We start from the raw sequence: 14,244 nt of genomic DNA, 5'->3' as shown, positions 1-14,244 counted from the left end.
TTCCGATGCCGGAAGCAAAAACCTCAGACGGTGTCGGCGTTCAGATAGACCTCATCAGCGGGCGACGCATGGAGAACCTCGCGAGCATGGAGAAGATCCGGATGATACTCGACGGGGTCCGCGACGGGAACATCGTCGTTCTCGAGGAGGGACTCTCCCCCAACGAGGAGTCGAAGCTCATCGAGGTCACGATGACCGAGATCAACCCCGACGAGTTCAACGGCATCGAGATCGAGACGTACCCACGCTCGCAGTCGAACGACGTGAGCATCCTCGACCGCATCCTGGGTCGTGAGGAGACCGCGAAACTGACGGTCATCGGACCGGCGAACCAGATCGAGACCCTGCACAAGGACGAAACACTCATCAGCGCCCTCGTGTCCCGGAAATAATGCCGCACCAGTGTACCGATTGCGGTCGAACGTTCGAGGACGGGTCGAAGGAGATGCTGTCGGGGTGTCCGGACTGTGGCGGCAACAAGTTCCAGTTCATCCCCGCAGACGCCGTCGACCACTCCGTCGAGGAGAACGCGACGGGCGAACCGCCGACCCGGAGTTCCTCGGCCGGTGCTGTGAGCAAGGCCACGGCGACGGTCCGCGACTGGGTCAGTAGTCGCGACGACTCACCGTCGGGGACCGACCCCGGCCAGTGGCCGAAGTCGGGAACCGAGGACTACGAGACGCCGGCAGAGAAGGCAGCAGCGCGTGCGGACGCCGACGCATCGGCGCAGGCGACCGTCGGTGGCAGTGCAGGGACGGCGGAGCAAGGTGCTGGCCGGGACGCGAATCGGGGCGACGCTGGTGGGTCGATTGGGAGACCCCCTGCCGACGAGGACACTGCCCAGGCGAACGCCCGTTCGGACGTGGTCGCGCCCGACGAACTTCCGGACCGGTCGGCCGACACGGACGCGCCGGCTGGGAGTCAGTCGGCACGGACGCCGACCGACGAGCGAGAGCGACGGGCACCGTCCACCGGCGGCCCTGGGACCCCCGAGCAGTCGATGGAGTCGTCGGCCGACCGACACGAGGCTGCGGACCCCACCGACACGAAGATCGAGGACCGACCGGACCTCGACGAACTCCGCGAGGAGTTGAACGAGCAGTTCGAGAGCATCAAGATCCTCAACCCCGGCCAGTACGAACTGAACCTGATGGAACTGTACGACCGCGAGGAGTACATCATCTCCCTCCGCGAGGACGGCCGCTACGTCATCGACGTGCCCGACTCCTGGCGCGGAGGGGACTGAGCCTGACCCGATTCGGCTGGTCCACTTCGTCTACTTCGTCTCGAACCCGCGAGACACTCCCGAAACAACTACTCGAACGGGCCGTGGGAACCGTTACCCAAACGGGCCGTGGGAACCGTTGCCACCCTACTGTTTCCACTCGAAACCCGCTCTAAAACCAGTTAGAACCCGAAAATACGACGATACTGGTTCCACCCGAAATGGTGGAACCACGTGAGAATCCGGAACTGATGGTTTTATGCGGTCGCACCCGCACTGCTCGGATATGAGCGACGCCACGAAAATCGTGCTCGCGACGGTTGGAATCTCCGGAGCGCTGGCCATCGCACTGGTGGTCGCGTCCCTCGGAATCGCCTGATGTTCGAAGAACGAATCCTCTCTCCTCCGGTCGCTTCGGTCCGGGAGCGACACGCCCCGGACGCCATCGTCCTCGACGCAGCCAGCGACTTCGAGACGTTGCCACCGGCCCAGGCCGAGGACCTCGGCCTCCTGGTCGATTCGCTCCACCCCACGACGTACCCCTCGGAGTGGCTTCCCGAGAACGCGCCCGAACTCCTCTATCGACTCGCCGGGGGCGACTTCACCATCGGCGCACCGGGCGACGGGAGCGTCGTCTGGACGCACCAGACGGAGCCCCCCGTCGTCATCGTGAAACCGCGGGTCCAGGGGTCACCGGCGGCGTTCGTCGACTTCCTCGTCGCAGAGGCGCTGGTCGAGACCGGACTGGACCGACCGGAGCACTTCCTCGGGTTCTTCCGCGAGCACTACCGCGCACTCGACGCCGCCGTTCCGCTCGACCCGAACGCCACGTACCAGGTCGCAGCAGCGCTGTACCGCGGCTGGCTTGGGCTTCACACGCGGGATACGTTCGCCGGGTGGCTGGACGAGGAACCCGAACTCGGCGACGCCTGGCAGGACGCCGGGCGTCGCCTGGAGGGGCGACTCGACGGCCTCTCACGAGAGGTCGCGCTCGGCGAGACCGACTTCGCCGACGCGACGGAACTGGCCTGCAGTGCGATAAAGCACGCGCTCGAACTGCCGACGCCGTTCGGCGCGCTCGACTCGGCGGCCTACCGCGACCGAGGTGCGGCCTTCGCGGTCAAGTGGGCCGAGAAGACGTTCGAACAGCTGGACTGACTCGTCGCGTCACCCATACTGACGCGTCACGTGGCCTCCATACCGACGCGGCGCGTCATCGATTCTCGCCGGGGAGCGCCCTCTGTCTGGACGAATACTCGCCACCCCTCCGTTCCTGACGCTCCGTTCCTGACGCTCCGTTCCCGATGCTCACTCTACCCGGTCGAGGACGATTCCCTCCTCGAACCCACCACGAGCGTCGCGCTTCGCCCGTCGTTTCGATTCGAGCGCCGCGTCCTCGACCTCCTCGGCGGCACGTATCGCCTCGACCACCTCGACGACGTCGGCGAGTTCTTCGGTACTCGGGTCGTCGCGGAACTCGGTAGCCTCCTCGACGAGCTTCTCGCGGAGTCGTCGACGATAGTCCTCACCCTCGACGGCGTGGAAGACGGGCGTCTCGCCGTTCTCGCGGACGACCGCCGGAATACGGTCCCGGACGAGTTTGCCGTAGCGTTCCATAGAAGTGCTCTCGGGAATCGTCAGCTCACGATCTCGACGTTGCCCTCGACGTCCAGGTCGACGACCACGTCGAACAGGTCGCGGTAGCCAGCCTCGGTCTCGTCGGAGTGAACCTCGTCCGAGAGGTGGAACAGGCCGACAGCATCGTTCGCCTCGAGGAGTTCGACGAGTCGTTCGACCGCCTGGCGGGCCTCCTCCTCGCCGGCGTAGTAGGCGAGTTCGGTGATGGAGTCGAAGCTGACACGGAGTTTCCCGTCGTGCGCGTCGAAGAACCGCTCGGCCTGTTCGACGATGCCGGCGACGTCGTCGGGTGCGGAGACGTAGTGTACCCGATCGCTGGAGCGTCGGGAGTAGCCGCGTTCGACGCTCAGCGTGTCGAGGATGGCCGCCTTCGACTCGTCGACGTCGTAGTAGTCGAGTTTCTGGCGTACCTCGCGGGCGGTGGTTCGGGTCGAGATGACGAGGAAGTTGTCGGTGTCGTCGCGGAGGAAGTCGGTGTCGATTCGGTCGGTTTCGCCTGTCGACGGATGGACCAGCAGGACACTCGTTCCCCCTGGAACGGTCCGGTCCTCCCCGTCGATTCCGAGCGCGTAGTCCATACTGGCGGAAACCGGCGGAGTTAACTTAAGCGTGCGGGTGGCCAACTGCGGTACGGTAGCCGGTGGCATCCTCCAGCGGACGGTGTACGTTCTCACGCGCTCACGGCAACCCCGTCCGCCCTCGGCGTTCGGTCGGATGCGCTCAGTTCGGTCGGGCGGTCACAGGAGCGAGTCGGCGGTAGCCGCCCCGACGACGCTGAAGATGGCCCCGACGGCGATGGCGGTGAGCGTCGTCTGGACCACCTCGACTGTGGTGGGGTCCGTCAGGATGGGTTCGTCGCCCTCGACGAGGAACGTCGTCGGGGCGTCGAATGCCAGTGCCAGTATGGCGACCGAACCGAACGAGACGAGCATCAGCGAGACGAACCGGACGGGGATGCCGGCGACGTCGGCCTCCCGGTCGGGGTTGCGGTCGTCGTCGGCCTTGTACAGCGCGCCGTAGCCGATGCTGAAGACGATGGCCACGGTTACGAACGCGTGGAACCACTCCATGCTCGCGGCGAGGACCCACACCTCCTCTGTCACGACGAAGGGGCCGGCAAGCAGGAACCCGCCGACGACCTGCTGTGCGCTGTCCGTCAACTGGTACCGTCTCCGTGACCCGACCATACCGTCCAGTCCGTTCGCATGGGTGTTAAGCGGTTCGCGTGGTCCGGTTCCGCCGCCCTCCGTTTCGGGTCGAACGTCGGCGCGTGTCCCCCGGATATGTCGGACTTCGGCGTGTCGAACCCGTTTTGTCGGGGCGCTCCGAACCGGGGACCATGAGTGTTCGCGAGGAGTTCGACGCGTGGGCCCAGGACGGCCGAGACAGGGGGATGGAGGAGCGCCACTGGCACACGGCGAAACACGCACTCGCCCGGATGCCGGTCGAGGCAGGCGACGTGGTCCTCGACCTCGGGTGCGGGTCGGGGTACGCCGGCCGGGCGCTCCGCGACACGAAGGACGCGGGTCGGGTCTACGGACTCGACGGGTCGCCCGAGATGGCGGCCAACGCCCGGTCGTACACCGACGACGAGGCCGTCGCCTACGTCGTCGGCGACTTCGACGACCTGCCCTTCGCGACCGACTCGGTCGACCACGTCTGGTCGATGGAGGCGTTCTACTACGCGGCCGACCCGGTACACACGCTCGAGGAGGTCGCCCGGGTCCTCGGACCCGGCGGGACGTTCTACTGTGCAGTGAACTACTACGAGGAGAACGTCCACTCCCACGAGTGGCAGGAGTTCATCGAGGTGGACATGACCCTGTGGAGCGCCGAGCAGTACCGACAGGCGTTCCGCGAGGCGGGCCTGTACGTCGCCGGCCAGGACAACGTCCCGGACCGGGAGATCGAGATCCCGCCGGCCGACGAGTTCCCGACCGACGACTGGGACGCCCGCGAGGACATGGTCGAGCGCTACCGCACGTTCGGGACGTTGCTGACCGTCGGCGTCGCGCCGTAGTCGCTGGCCTCGTCAGCAGCACTGGCATCGACACCGGTACTGCCATCGATGGCAGCGCAGGCCTCGTCACCAGCACTGCCATCGAAACCAGCAATCGCTCCAGCCCTGGGCCGACCGGTCACGGCTTCTTCTCGCCGGCCTCGACGAGGGCCTCCAGCCAGTTCTCCGCGGGCGGGAGGGGGCAGGCGTAGGCGTCGTTGAACGCACAGAACGGGTTGTACGCGAGGTTGAAGTCGATGGGTATCGTGTCGCCGTCCTCGAGTTCGCCCTCGGCTTCGAGTTCCATGTACCGACCGGCGCCGTAGGTCTGCTGCCCGGTCGTCTTGTCCCGGAAGGGGACGAACAGCGTCTCGCGCTCCTCGCCCGACTGGCGGTAACCACCGAGTGCGTACGTCCCGCCGTCGAGTTCGAACGTCAACTCGGCCACCTTCAGGTAGCGTTGCTCGCCACCGGTCGTCGTGTCCATGACGTACACCGAGTCGTCGTCCTCGTCGACGAGGGTGACCGTCGCCTCGACACGGAACGCGGGGTCCGGGTCGAAGTACTCCAGTCCGTCGAACGCCTCGCGCTCCGCCTCCGGAATCGGCGAGTGCGGGTGCGAGGCGAAGAACTCGTCCTTCTCCGCGCGCTTCGCCTCGAGTTCGGTGCGCCATTCGTCGACGTCGAAGTCCCCCGGACCGGCCTCGGAGTCGCTCATACCTCTCGTTTCGCGTCGAGACCGGTAGGCATTGCGCTCCCGGTAGTCGGGGGCAACGCGTCGGCGGTCGGGCATTCTGTGCCGGCAGTCGAATGGTGCTGTTCGAGAGCCGGCTGCGACCTCCGACCCCGACCCGTGTCACTCTTTTTGACCGATGCCGACCCACCCTCCGACAGGCCTATGCACGGGGAACGATGAACGGAATCCAGATGGACGGATGGCGGACGGTCTTCGGACACGACGCGCCGTACGACGAGCAGGTCGACGGCATCGAGACCGCTATCGAGACCGCACGAGAGGGCGGGTTCACCGTGGTCGAGGGTGCCTGTGGGACTGGAAAGACCATGCTCGCGCTGACCGCCGGCATCCACCTCGTCCGCGACCCCGACAGCGACTACGAGCGCGTCCTCGTCCTCACGAGCGTCAAACAGCAACTCCGGCAGTTCGAGGACGACGTCGAGACGATCAACGCGAACCTGCCGGACGACTGGGACCCCGTCTCGGCGCTCACGCTCGTCGGCAAGGCCGACGTCTGCCCGTACAACCGGGAGAACACGGGCGGCATCGACGACGAGAACGTCTACGACCGGTGTGACTCCCTCCGCGAGCGAACCCGCGACCTCGCGGGCGAGGGTGGGTCGACGACGGCCGAGTCGCTGGCGGCCGAGGCACGGAGTCAGCAGATAGACATCGCGAGTTCGGGCGCAGGCGCAGGCGCCGCCTCGTACCTCGAGAGCGCTGGCGAACCCTCGCCGTACCCCCGGACGATGCCCGAGTTCGACGTCGGCGGCGGCGACGTCGAGTTCTGCCCGTTCTACGCCCGGTTCCTCGCGGACCTGCCCGAGGACGGCGACCCGGCCGAGGCGGTGCCGTTCGACCTCACCGAGACCGGCCTGCTCCGACCGGAGGACCTCGTCGGGAAGGGCATGGAGTTCGGCACCTGCCCGCACTCGCTGATGGGCGTCCTGCTCGGGCACGCAGAGGTCGTCGTCGGGAACTACTACCACGCCTTCGACCCCCGGACGACCGGTTCGTTCACCGGCGCGTTGCTCGACGACTCCACGTTCGTCGTCTGCGACGAGGCGCACATGCTCGAACCGCGTGTCAGGGACCTGGTCAGCGACCGGGTCGCCGATGCCACCCTTCGCGACGCCGAAGCCGAGTTGACCAGGGTCATCCAGCCGGTCGAGTTCGACGACGGTACCGGAACCCCAAGCAGGCACACGACCGCCGGGGCCGACCTCGTCCGTGGCGAACTCGCCGATTCCGACGTGAGTCTCGACGACCTGAAACACGCCCGGTCGTTCGTCACCGACGTCAGGGAGGAACTCGACAGGCGGGTCACCAGCCACCTGGACCGTGAACATCGGAGCTGGCGCGCCGACCTGACCGACCTCCCAGACGACGAGATCCCCCTCCGGGACCCCGAACGCCCCGCCCCGGACGAACTGACAGAGTGGGCAGAGCAGGCGGGCTACGACGGGGGGACGTGGACCGACCTCCCCTCGGTGGCCGCCGTCGTCGCCCGGGTGCTGAACGAGGCCGAGGAGGAGGAGAAGGCCCGTGCCGTCGAGAGCACGGCCAGGACGCTCTCGGCGTGGTTCCATCGCGGACACACGGACTACTTCCGCGAGATAGAACTCGACCGGACGTGGGACGACACCGAACCGACCGACTCCTGGCGACGTGCGTACAACGCCCGCCTCGCCATCCAGAACTGCGTCCCCTCGGACGTCATCGGCGAGCACCTGGCCGAGTTCGGCGGCGGCGTCCTGATGAGTGCGACGCTCGAACCGCTCGACGCGTTCGCCGAGGTGACGGGGTTGAAACACCTCGAATCCGAGGGTCGGCCGGTCGAGACGCGGACGTACGGCCTGCACTTCCCCGGGTCGAACCGCGAGTCCTTCGCCGTCGACGCGCCGAAGTTCACCTACGACAACCGCGGCGACCCGGGCGAGGACAACCGGACCCGCCAGACCTACGCCGACGCCGTCTGTGCCGTGGCCGGCCGACGGGGCAACGTCCTCGTCGGGATGCCGAACTACGGCGAGGCAGAGTGGATCGCCGGCGTCTGCGAGGCCCGCCTCGACAAGCCCGTCCTCCTCGACGAGTCCAGCGCCGACAGCGAGACCGAGTCGCTGAAGGACGAGTTCTTCGCCGGCGAGGGGAAGGTCCTCGTCACCAGCCTCCGGGGAACGCTCACCGAGGGCGTCGACTACCGGGGCGACCGACTCTCGGCCGCAGTCGTCTGTGGCGTTCCGCTCATCAACACGTCGTCGCCCCGCACTCGGGCGGTCACGCGCGCCTACGACGACACCTTCGGCGACGGCTTCGAGTACGCCCTGACGGTCCCTGCCGTCAGGAAGGCCAGACAGGCCGTCGGGCGCGTGATCCGCGGCCCGGAGGAGGTCGGCGTCCGCGTGTTCGTCGACGCGCGCTACGCACGGGACTCCTGGGACTCCGTCCGCGAGTACCTCCCGCCCGGCGAGCGCGAGGAGTTCCAGCCGGTCAGCCCGGACATGCTGGACCTCGGGCTGGACCGATTCTGGTCGAGCAAGTAGGACCGATGGAGGCCTCGTGGGTGGAGCAGAGCAGCCGACGGACGCTCACGAATCAGGTCGACCAGTCGAATCCGTCGTCGAATGTGGCGGGGTCCTGCCCGTCGGGGACGATGCCCGCGTCCGCACGACCGAATGTGAACCCGTCCATGTCGGGGCCGTCGCCATCGAACACGGGCGGGAGACCGAGTATCTCGGCCAGCTCCCGGTCGATTCCTGGGTCCCAGACGGCGTCGACATCGTCGGCAGCGGCGGGGTGGTCGGCGACGAACTCGACCGGTCCGTCGGCCGTGAGGTCGTCGAAGTCGACGTTCTCCATCGAGTCGTCGAGCGCCACTCCCATCGCGTCGCCGAGCATGAGTTCGTCCAGTTCGAGGTCGTCGATACTCCCCTCGAACTCGACGTCCTCCGCGACGGCCTTGAACTCGTCGTGGGCGGTCTCGTAGTACTCGTAGGGGTCGTCACGGCGGACGTCGTCCAGACCGAAGGAGTCGTTCGCCACCCGGACGGTCGGGGACATCACGTCGCCACTGAACGAGAAGTCGATCGAATCGGCGTCGTCGTCGGTCCCGTCGTGGCCGGTCTCCGCATCGGGGAACGTCAACCCCTCGGCCGGTCCGTGGCTCTCGACTTCGTCGGTGTCGTCGACGTCCGTCTCGTCTGGCTCTGAATCGTCGGCCTCCGGTTCGGTGTCCTCGCCGCCGACGCCGAGTGCCTCGTAGACGGCCTCGAGTCCGGCGTCCACGACGCCGATGCCGGTCGGCCGCCCGCCAGACCTGCCCACAGTCATAGCTCCGATACTGACACAGGCAAAGTTAATTCTTTCGTACACGAGGTCAAATTCAATCCCGTCAATGCGTCGACGTGACCGGGGCAGGTCGCGTTCCGACCGCAACGCTATTCCGTGGCTCGCGGGGAGTTCTATCCATGCCCTTCGACTGGGAGGCGGACTTCTACGCGGCGACGGACTGGGACCGGGGGGCCTACATCGGGGGTGACGACATGCCCGACCACCTGGAGACGTTCTTCGAGCGCGAGGGCGTCCCGTCGTCGGTGGCGGACGTGGGGTGCGGGCCGGCGCTGGTACCCTTCGAACTCGCCCCCAGGTACCCCGACACGGAGTTCTACGGCTACGACGTCGCACCCTCGGTCGTCGAGGCGAACCGTCAGCGCGCGGCCGACGAGGGACTCGAGAACCTCCAGTTCGCCGTGGACTCGCTTCCGGACCTCGACGTCGACCGCCGGTTCGACCTCGTCTACTCGATGGCGACGCTGTACTTCGTAGCAGACGCCGAAGGTGCGCTCCGCGCGCTGTTCGACCGGGTTCGTCCCGGCGGGACGCTCGTTGTCAACTACCCGAACCGGTACACGCGAACGTGGGTGACCGAGGAGGCACCCCCGGAGAAGCGCGAGGCGTTCTCCCTCGTCGCACGCGGCGAGAACCTGCTCTCGTACGACCGCATCGCCGAGGTACTCGGCCGCAGGCCGCGAAGCTACTGGAGCGCCGTCGGTGCCAGCGACGAACCCTACGCGCGGCGGTCTGGGCCGGCGGTGTACGTCCGGAAGGCCCCGTGACGAGGGGCAGTTCGCGACCCGCGAACTGCGCGTCGACTATATCCGGGACCGGTGAGAACTGTGAATCGTGCGAGAGGAACTGCCCCCGTCGGAACTGTTCGAACTGCTGGCCGACGAGTACGCGCGGGCTATCCTCATCGCGACCGCCGACCGGCGGATGTCTGCACCCATGTTAGCCGACCACATCGACGCCGCGAACTCGACGGTGTACGACCGCATCGACCGACTGCTCGACGCGGGACTGCTCGACGGCCGTGACCGGATATCGGACGACGGCGATCACTATACCGCGTACAGCGCCCGACTGGAGGGCATGGCCGCTCGGCTGACAGCGGACGGGTTCACAGTCGAGACGGAGGTGATAGACCGCGACGCCCAGGCGGACCGGTTGACCGACCTCTGGGAGGGGCTTCGATGATGACGGGAATCCTCGGCAACGCCACGCACGAGGCGCTGGTGTACCTCCCGGCGGCGGTGCAAGTCCTCGCGCTGCTGGTCGCGCTGGTCATCGTCGGCAAGGCCGTGCAGGGCTACCGCCAGAACGGAAGTCGGCCGATGCTCCTGCTCGCGGTCGGTCTGTTCCTGCTGGTGCTGGTCGCACCCCTCTTCTCGACCGTCGCCGAGCTCGTGGTCGGTCCCTTCGGCGCCCCGGTGTCCGGCGGTGGGCCCAGTTACGAGGTGCTGATGGTCGTCCTGACGGTGGAGCACCTCCTCGAACTTGCGGGTCTGTGTAGCATCCTCGCGTCGCTGTACGTTCGCTGGTAAAAAACCGAGCGCGCGACCGGTCACTCCGACCGGTCCGCGTCGACCGACCCTTCGTTGACCCAGACGAAGCCCTCGTCGGTCTCACGACGGTCGCCCGACGACTCGGAGTCGGGCGGTTCGTCGAACTCGATGCGGACCTCCTCCGGTTCGCCCTTCGGGAACTCGGGCACGAACCCGTCGTCGTCGTCGAGCAGTCCGCCGACCGAGGGGCTGGAATCCGCGTCGACGGGTGCGCCAGAGGTCGTGAACTGGTCGTCGTGCGTGTCGTCGGCGTCGTGCGTGTCGTCGGCGTCGTGCGTGTCGTCGGCGTCGTAGTCGTGTCCGTCGTCGACGTTGCCCCCGTCATCCTCGTCGTGTCCGTCGTCGTCTCCGTCGATGCTGAGACCGATGCCGAAACTCTCGTCGCTGACGCGGGCCTCCGAGTAGTCGCGTTTGAACGCCTCCAGGTCGTCTGCGTCGAACGAATCGTCGTCGTCCTCGTCGTCCACCGGGTCGCCGACGGACTCCGTCGCCACCGCCCGTTCGACCTCCGCGAAGGCGTCGTCGAGGTTCTCGGCCGACTGGGAGACCGTCGTGCCGGCCCCGACGAGTTCGAGGTCGTCGTCGAGGGTCTCGGCCGACCGGGAGACCGTCGGGCCGGCTCCGACGAGTTCGAGGTCGTCGTCGCCCGATTCGCCGCTATCGTCGCTGACCGCGTCTGTCGGACCGTCCTCCGCGCCGCTGGTCACGTCGCCTGCACCTGCGGTCGCACCGTCGTCCCCAGTCTCGTCTTCGTCGTCGGCGTCTCTCCCGGTTCCTGCAGGCCCCTCGACCGTGACGGCGTCGAGCGACCAGTCGTCGTCGCGTTCCCAGAAGGGGGTCGTGCTGGCATCGGCTTCGACGACCGTCGGTTCGCCAGTGCCGTCGACGACCGTCGTTTCGCCAGCGTCACCAGTATTACCGTCGCCGGCGTCGCCGCCAGCGGTACCGGATTCCGTCCAGTCCTGACCGTCCCCCCGTCGCACCGCTGTGCGGGACCCGTCTCCGCCGTCGTCCGATTCCTCGCCGACGAACTCGGCGTAGCGTGCGGTGGCGTCGCCACCGGTCAGGCCGTCGTCGGCGACGACGGTGGTACCGGTCGTTGCAATGTCGTTGGCCGTCGCGGTATCGTCGGCCGTCGCGGTGTCGTCGGCCGTCGCGGTATCACCGGTCGTCGTGGTGTTTTGGACCGCCACCTCGGATTCGTCCTTACCTTCGGTCTCGTCCGTACCTTCGGCCTCGTCCAGTATGGCGTCCACGTCCACCTCGGCTCTCGGGTCGGTGGTCGTCTCCTCCGCCGCCGGGCGATAGCCACTCAGGTCGAGCGACCGGTCGGGCCTCGTCGTGACCCAGTCCGGCAACGGTACGTCGTCCCCGTCGTCGCCCGGGACGTACGCCGGTGGCTGGTGGGCGGTGAGCAACGGCCGGTCGAACACCTCGACGCGGAGCCCGTAGCGCTCTCGCAGGCGGTCGAGTTCGTCCGTCTCCACGAGCGCGAACCGCCAGCGGTCCGTCCCGTCCGACAACTGGACGAACGTGCAGTCGAGGCCGTACAGCAGACGCACGTTGACCGCGTCGACCAGCGCCGGGAGGTTGTAGTCGTCGAGCGGGGTCGGCGGGTAGTCGAACGACGTCTCGCGGGTGACGTCGTTCGCGTCCGTCAGCGAGAGCGTGAACGGTTCCGGGGAGGGACCGTCGGGCGAGAGCGGAGCGCCGGTGGCGTCCCTGATCGAGAACGACCAGTCGATGGCGTCGAAGACGGATTCGAGGTAGCGCACGGGCGCGTGCCGCCAGTACCGGGCCGGCGCGTCGATGCCCCGGTCGGTGGTCGCGAGGGTCTCCTTGAGGAACTCGGTTGGGTGGTCGGCGTCGCGGAGCGCCGCCGCGAGGGCGTCTTCCAGCGCCTGCTCGGGGGCGTCCGTCAGGTCGCGCACCGCCTCGCTGGAGACGCCGAACGCGCCGAGTACGTCCGCACAGACGACCACATCGTTGTCCCTGTCGCGACGCGTCCGTGAACCCATTCGTCACCGATTGGTGGACCCGCCGGTTAAAATTTTCTTCAATCGAGACTGAACGAATCTGGTGACTGTCTGACACGTCTCGGCGGTCTCGCGGCGGTCGCGATACCCGACGTCCGGCGACGCTCACGCCCTGTCGGTGTCGAGGACGATGTCCAGGTCGTCGAGCAGTTCCTCGGCCTCCGCCCGTTTCTCCTGGTGCTCGTCGAGGAACTCGCGCATCAACCCGGCGGCCTGCTCCTTGCAGTCGCCACAGAGTCGTTCGCCGCCGACGCACTCGTCGTACACCTTCGTCGCGAACTCGTCGTCGTCGCCGGCGAGCAGGTAGGCGTACAGTTCGTACACCGGGCACTTGTCGGCCTCGCCGCCGAGTTCGCGCTGGAGTTCGGCCGTCTCGCGCCCACCTGTCGTCGCCGACTTCACCTTGTCGTACCCGTCCTCCGGGTCGTCGAGCAGGCTGATGTGACTCGCCGGCACCGACGAGGACATCTTCCCGCCGGTCAACCCCGTCATGAACCGGTGGTAGACGGACGACGGGAGCATGAAGCCGTAGCCGCCGTTGTCCACCTCGACCTCCCGGGCGAGTTCCTCGGCCTCGGCGACGTCGAGGTCGAAGGCGTCGACGTGGCCCTCGTACACACGCTTCTCGCCCTCGACGGCGTCGACGAGCGCCTCGAACGCCTCGTCGGTCGCCTTGCGGTCGAAAAAGCGCGTTCGTGGGCGGAACGGCTCCATCCCCGCCGACCGGAGTTTCTTCACGGCGCTCGCCCGCGCCGACTCCTCGATGTCGGGGACGTCGACCGACGGTCGTTCCACGTCGAAGTCCACCGCGTCCGCTCCGTGGGCGAGGTACTGGGCGGCGTGGACGCACCGGATGGTCGCCCCGTCGGCGACGTCGGCCAGCGTCTCGTGTGCCTCGGCCAGCAACTCGCGTTCGGCGTCGTCCGCCTCGAAACTCGCGTACGCCTCGGTCACCTTGAAGAAGCGCATCCGGGTGGCCAGGTCGCGGGCCAGTCGCATGTGCGGGTCCTGGTCCGGCCCGACCGGGATGACCGTCGGCTTCGGCTCGCCGAGTTGCGGGTAGAGGATGTCCGCCATCTGGGTGACGACCGACTGCATGTGCGAGACGTCCGTCTCGCCGTCGAAGCCGTAGATGGCCTGCAGTTCCGAGTAGTTCGCCTCGATGCCGAGTTCGAACGCCAGGTCCTGCAGCTCGCGGTTCTCTGACTGCCGGTAGAGGACGCCGTCCTCGGGGTCGAACCCGAGCGCGAGCAGGCTGAGGAGGTAGTCACGCGAGTGCTCGTCGATCTCGTCCCACGTCAGCCCCCGCGCCGAGTGCGCTTCGAGGTCGGCGATGAGGCCGTACGCCTCGCCGCCGCGCTCCTGGTGCCAGATTATCTCGTCGAACACCAGCTTGTGGCCGATGTGCGGGTCGCCCGTCGGCATGAACCCGGAGAGGACGGCCCACGGGTCCCCCGCCTGCATCGCGTCGGTCACCGCCCGGTAGTCCCGGTGTCCGAAGATGACCCCGCGCCGCATCAGGTAGTGCGGGTTCGGCACCTCGGGGAGCACCTCGTCGAACTCCTCGATGCCGAACTCCTCGAACAGCTTTCGATAGTCCGAGACGGTCGAAGAGCCCCAGGGGTCCAGCGCCAGGTCGTCGGCTCCCTCGGCCGCCGTTTCCCCGCCGTCCGGACGCAGAGAAGACTCGGAATCGCGCGTCATTTGAC

16 protein-coding genes are annotated in these 14,244 nt (G+C 67.5%); 9 read left to right on the top strand and 7 right to left on the bottom strand.

The genetic code is table 11. The features are described 5' to 3' along the window. Nucleotides 1–5 precede the first annotated feature (5 nt). The 4 genes from ACSC1W_RS14890 (at nt 6) to ACSC1W_RS14875 (ending at nt 2,383) form a co-directional block, all read left to right on the top strand. Nucleotides 6–392 carry a DUF2073 domain-containing protein gene (locus ACSC1W_RS14890; protein ID WP_435348328.1) on the top strand — a complete coding sequence of 129 codons (387 nt, stop codon included), beginning with the start codon at nt 6–8 and terminating at the stop codon, nt 390–392. Beyond that, nucleotides 392–1,246, top strand: coding sequence for an OapC/ArvC family zinc-ribbon domain-containing protein (locus ACSC1W_RS14885; RefSeq protein ID WP_435348327.1), 855 nt, complete (start codon nt 392–394; stop codon nt 1,244–1,246). The genes ACSC1W_RS14890 and ACSC1W_RS14885 overlap by 1 nt, the downstream gene beginning before the upstream one ends. A gap of 265 nt (nt 1,247–1,511) precedes the next feature. After that, the gene (locus ACSC1W_RS14880; protein ID WP_435348326.1) at nt 1,512–1,604 is read left to right on the top strand and encodes a hypothetical protein; all 93 of its coding nucleotides are present in this window, start codon (nt 1,512–1,514) and stop codon (nt 1,602–1,604) included. Further along, entirely contained in the window at nt 1,604–2,383 is a 780-nt protein-coding gene (locus ACSC1W_RS14875; RefSeq protein ID WP_435348325.1) for a DUF7089 family protein, read from the top strand. Before ACSC1W_RS14880 ends, ACSC1W_RS14875 begins: the two co-directional genes overlap by 1 nt. A 150-nt stretch (nt 2,384–2,533) precedes the next feature. On the opposite strand, the gene ACSC1W_RS14870 is transcribed toward ACSC1W_RS14875, so the two are convergent. The 3 genes from ACSC1W_RS14870 to ACSC1W_RS14860 form a co-directional block, all read right to left on the bottom strand. Next, entirely contained in the window at nt 2,534–2,842 is a 309-nt protein-coding gene (locus ACSC1W_RS14870) for a nucleoside triphosphate pyrophosphohydrolase (protein ID WP_435348324.1), read from the bottom strand. Between the two features lie 20 nt (nt 2,843–2,862). After that, nucleotides 2,863–3,441 (bottom strand): DUF7090 family protein, encoded by a 579-nt coding sequence (locus tag ACSC1W_RS14865; RefSeq protein ID WP_435348323.1) that lies wholly within the window; start codon nt 3,439–3,441, stop codon nt 2,863–2,865. A gap of 159 nt (nt 3,442–3,600) precedes the next feature. Further along, nucleotides 3,601–4,050: a DUF2391 domain-containing protein gene (locus ACSC1W_RS14860; protein WP_435348322.1), complete on the bottom strand. Its 450-nt coding sequence runs from the start codon at nt 4,048–4,050 to the stop codon at nt 3,601–3,603. A gap of 152 nt (nt 4,051–4,202) precedes the next feature. Between ACSC1W_RS14860 and ACSC1W_RS14855 the strand changes: the two genes are divergently transcribed. Then, a complete protein-coding gene (locus ACSC1W_RS14855) occupies nt 4,203–4,883 on the top strand; it encodes a class I SAM-dependent methyltransferase (RefSeq protein ID WP_435348321.1) in 681 nt (226 codons plus the stop codon). A gap of 118 nt (nt 4,884–5,001) precedes the next feature. Here the strand turns inward: ACSC1W_RS14855 and ACSC1W_RS14850 are convergent, their stop codons facing one another. Next, nucleotides 5,002–5,580: a DUF1684 domain-containing protein gene (locus tag ACSC1W_RS14850; protein ID WP_435348320.1), complete on the bottom strand. Its 579-nt coding sequence runs from the start codon at nt 5,578–5,580 to the stop codon at nt 5,002–5,004. 209 nt (nt 5,581–5,789) lie between these two features. On the opposite strand from ACSC1W_RS14850, the gene ACSC1W_RS14845 reads away from it, so the two are divergent. Next, complete coding sequence (locus ACSC1W_RS14845; RefSeq protein ID WP_435348360.1) at nt 5,790–8,141, top strand: ATP-dependent DNA helicase; 2,352 nt, start codon at nt 5,790–5,792, stop codon at nt 8,139–8,141. Nucleotides 8,142–8,193: 52 nt separating this feature from the next. On the opposite strand, the gene ACSC1W_RS14840 is transcribed toward ACSC1W_RS14845, so the two are convergent. Further along, entirely contained in the window at nt 8,194–8,928 is a 735-nt protein-coding gene (locus ACSC1W_RS14840) for a hypothetical protein (RefSeq protein ID WP_435348319.1), read from the bottom strand. A gap of 137 nt (nt 8,929–9,065) precedes the next feature. On the opposite strand from ACSC1W_RS14840, the gene ACSC1W_RS14835 reads away from it, so the two are divergent. The 3 genes from ACSC1W_RS14835 (at nt 9,066) to ACSC1W_RS14825 (ending at nt 10,478) form a co-directional block, all read left to right on the top strand. Next, complete coding sequence (locus ACSC1W_RS14835; protein ID WP_435348318.1) at nt 9,066–9,713, top strand: class I SAM-dependent methyltransferase; 648 nt, start codon at nt 9,066–9,068, stop codon at nt 9,711–9,713. 67 nt (nt 9,714–9,780) lie between these two features. Continuing rightward, nucleotides 9,781–10,131, top strand: a complete 351-nt coding sequence (locus tag ACSC1W_RS14830; RefSeq protein ID WP_435348317.1) for a helix-turn-helix domain-containing protein — start codon at nt 9,781–9,783, stop codon at nt 10,129–10,131. Further along, nucleotides 10,128–10,478, top strand: coding sequence for a DUF7521 family protein (locus ACSC1W_RS14825; RefSeq protein ID WP_435348316.1), 351 nt, complete (start codon nt 10,128–10,130; stop codon nt 10,476–10,478). The genes ACSC1W_RS14830 and ACSC1W_RS14825 overlap by 4 nt, the downstream gene beginning before the upstream one ends. A 20-nt stretch (nt 10,479–10,498) precedes the next feature. Here ACSC1W_RS14825 and ACSC1W_RS14820 read toward each other — a convergent pair whose 3' ends face one another. Together ACSC1W_RS14820 and ACSC1W_RS14815 are read right to left on the bottom strand one after the other, a co-directional pair. Continuing rightward, entirely contained in the window at nt 10,499–12,517 is a 2,019-nt protein-coding gene (locus ACSC1W_RS14820) for a hypothetical protein (RefSeq protein WP_435348315.1), read from the bottom strand. 123 nt (nt 12,518–12,640) lie between these two features. Continuing rightward, entirely contained in the window at nt 12,641–14,239 is a 1,599-nt protein-coding gene (locus ACSC1W_RS14815; protein ID WP_435348314.1) for a tryptophan--tRNA ligase, read from the bottom strand. Nucleotides 14,240–14,244 lie beyond the last annotated feature (5 nt).

Origin of the sequence: Haloarchaeobius marinus, from assembly GCF_051207415.1 — an archaeon.
GTDB lineage: Archaea > Halobacteriota > Halobacteria > Halobacteriales > Natrialbaceae > Haloarchaeobius.
The sequence above is the reverse complement of the archived record's forward strand: the minus strand, read 5'-3'. Positions and strand labels throughout refer to the sequence as shown.

Excerpts from the sequence above, each read along its gene's own strand:
- ACSC1W_RS14890 (WP_435348328.1), top strand. The coding sequence starts at position 6 with ATGCCGGAAGCAAAAACCTCAGACGGTGTCGGCGTTCAGATAGACCTC.
- ACSC1W_RS14885 (WP_435348327.1), top strand. The coding sequence starts at position 392 with ATGCCGCACCAGTGTACCGATTGCGGTCGAACGTTCGAGGACGGGTCG.
- ACSC1W_RS14880 (WP_435348326.1), top strand. The coding sequence starts at position 1,512 with ATGAGCGACGCCACGAAAATCGTGCTCGCGACGGTTGGAATCTCCGGA.
- ACSC1W_RS14875 (WP_435348325.1), top strand. The coding sequence starts at position 1,604 with ATGTTCGAAGAACGAATCCTCTCTCCTCCGGTCGCTTCGGTCCGGGAG.
- ACSC1W_RS14870 (WP_435348324.1), bottom strand. The coding sequence starts at position 2,842 with ATGGAACGCTACGGCAAACTCGTCCGGGACCGTATTCCGGCGGTCGTC.
- ACSC1W_RS14865 (WP_435348323.1), bottom strand. The coding sequence starts at position 3,441 with ATGGACTACGCGCTCGGAATCGACGGGGAGGACCGGACCGTTCCAGGG.
- ACSC1W_RS14860 (WP_435348322.1), bottom strand. The coding sequence starts at position 4,050 with ATGGTCGGGTCACGGAGACGGTACCAGTTGACGGACAGCGCACAGCAG.
- ACSC1W_RS14855 (WP_435348321.1), top strand. The coding sequence starts at position 4,203 with ATGAGTGTTCGCGAGGAGTTCGACGCGTGGGCCCAGGACGGCCGAGAC.
- ACSC1W_RS14850 (WP_435348320.1), bottom strand. The coding sequence starts at position 5,580 with ATGAGCGACTCCGAGGCCGGTCCGGGGGACTTCGACGTCGACGAATGG.
- ACSC1W_RS14845 (WP_435348360.1), top strand. The coding sequence starts at position 5,790 with ATGGACGGATGGCGGACGGTCTTCGGACACGACGCGCCGTACGACGAG.
- ACSC1W_RS14840 (WP_435348319.1), bottom strand. The coding sequence starts at position 8,928 with ATGACTGTGGGCAGGTCTGGCGGGCGGCCGACCGGCATCGGCGTCGTG.
- ACSC1W_RS14835 (WP_435348318.1), top strand. The coding sequence starts at position 9,066 with ATGCCCTTCGACTGGGAGGCGGACTTCTACGCGGCGACGGACTGGGAC.
- ACSC1W_RS14825 (WP_435348316.1), top strand. The coding sequence starts at position 10,128 with ATGATGACGGGAATCCTCGGCAACGCCACGCACGAGGCGCTGGTGTAC.
- ACSC1W_RS14820 (WP_435348315.1), bottom strand. The coding sequence starts at position 12,517 with ATGGGTTCACGGACGCGTCGCGACAGGGACAACGATGTGGTCGTCTGT.
- ACSC1W_RS14815 (WP_435348314.1), bottom strand. The coding sequence starts at position 14,239 with ATGACGCGCGATTCCGAGTCTTCTCTGCGTCCGGACGGCGGGGAAACG.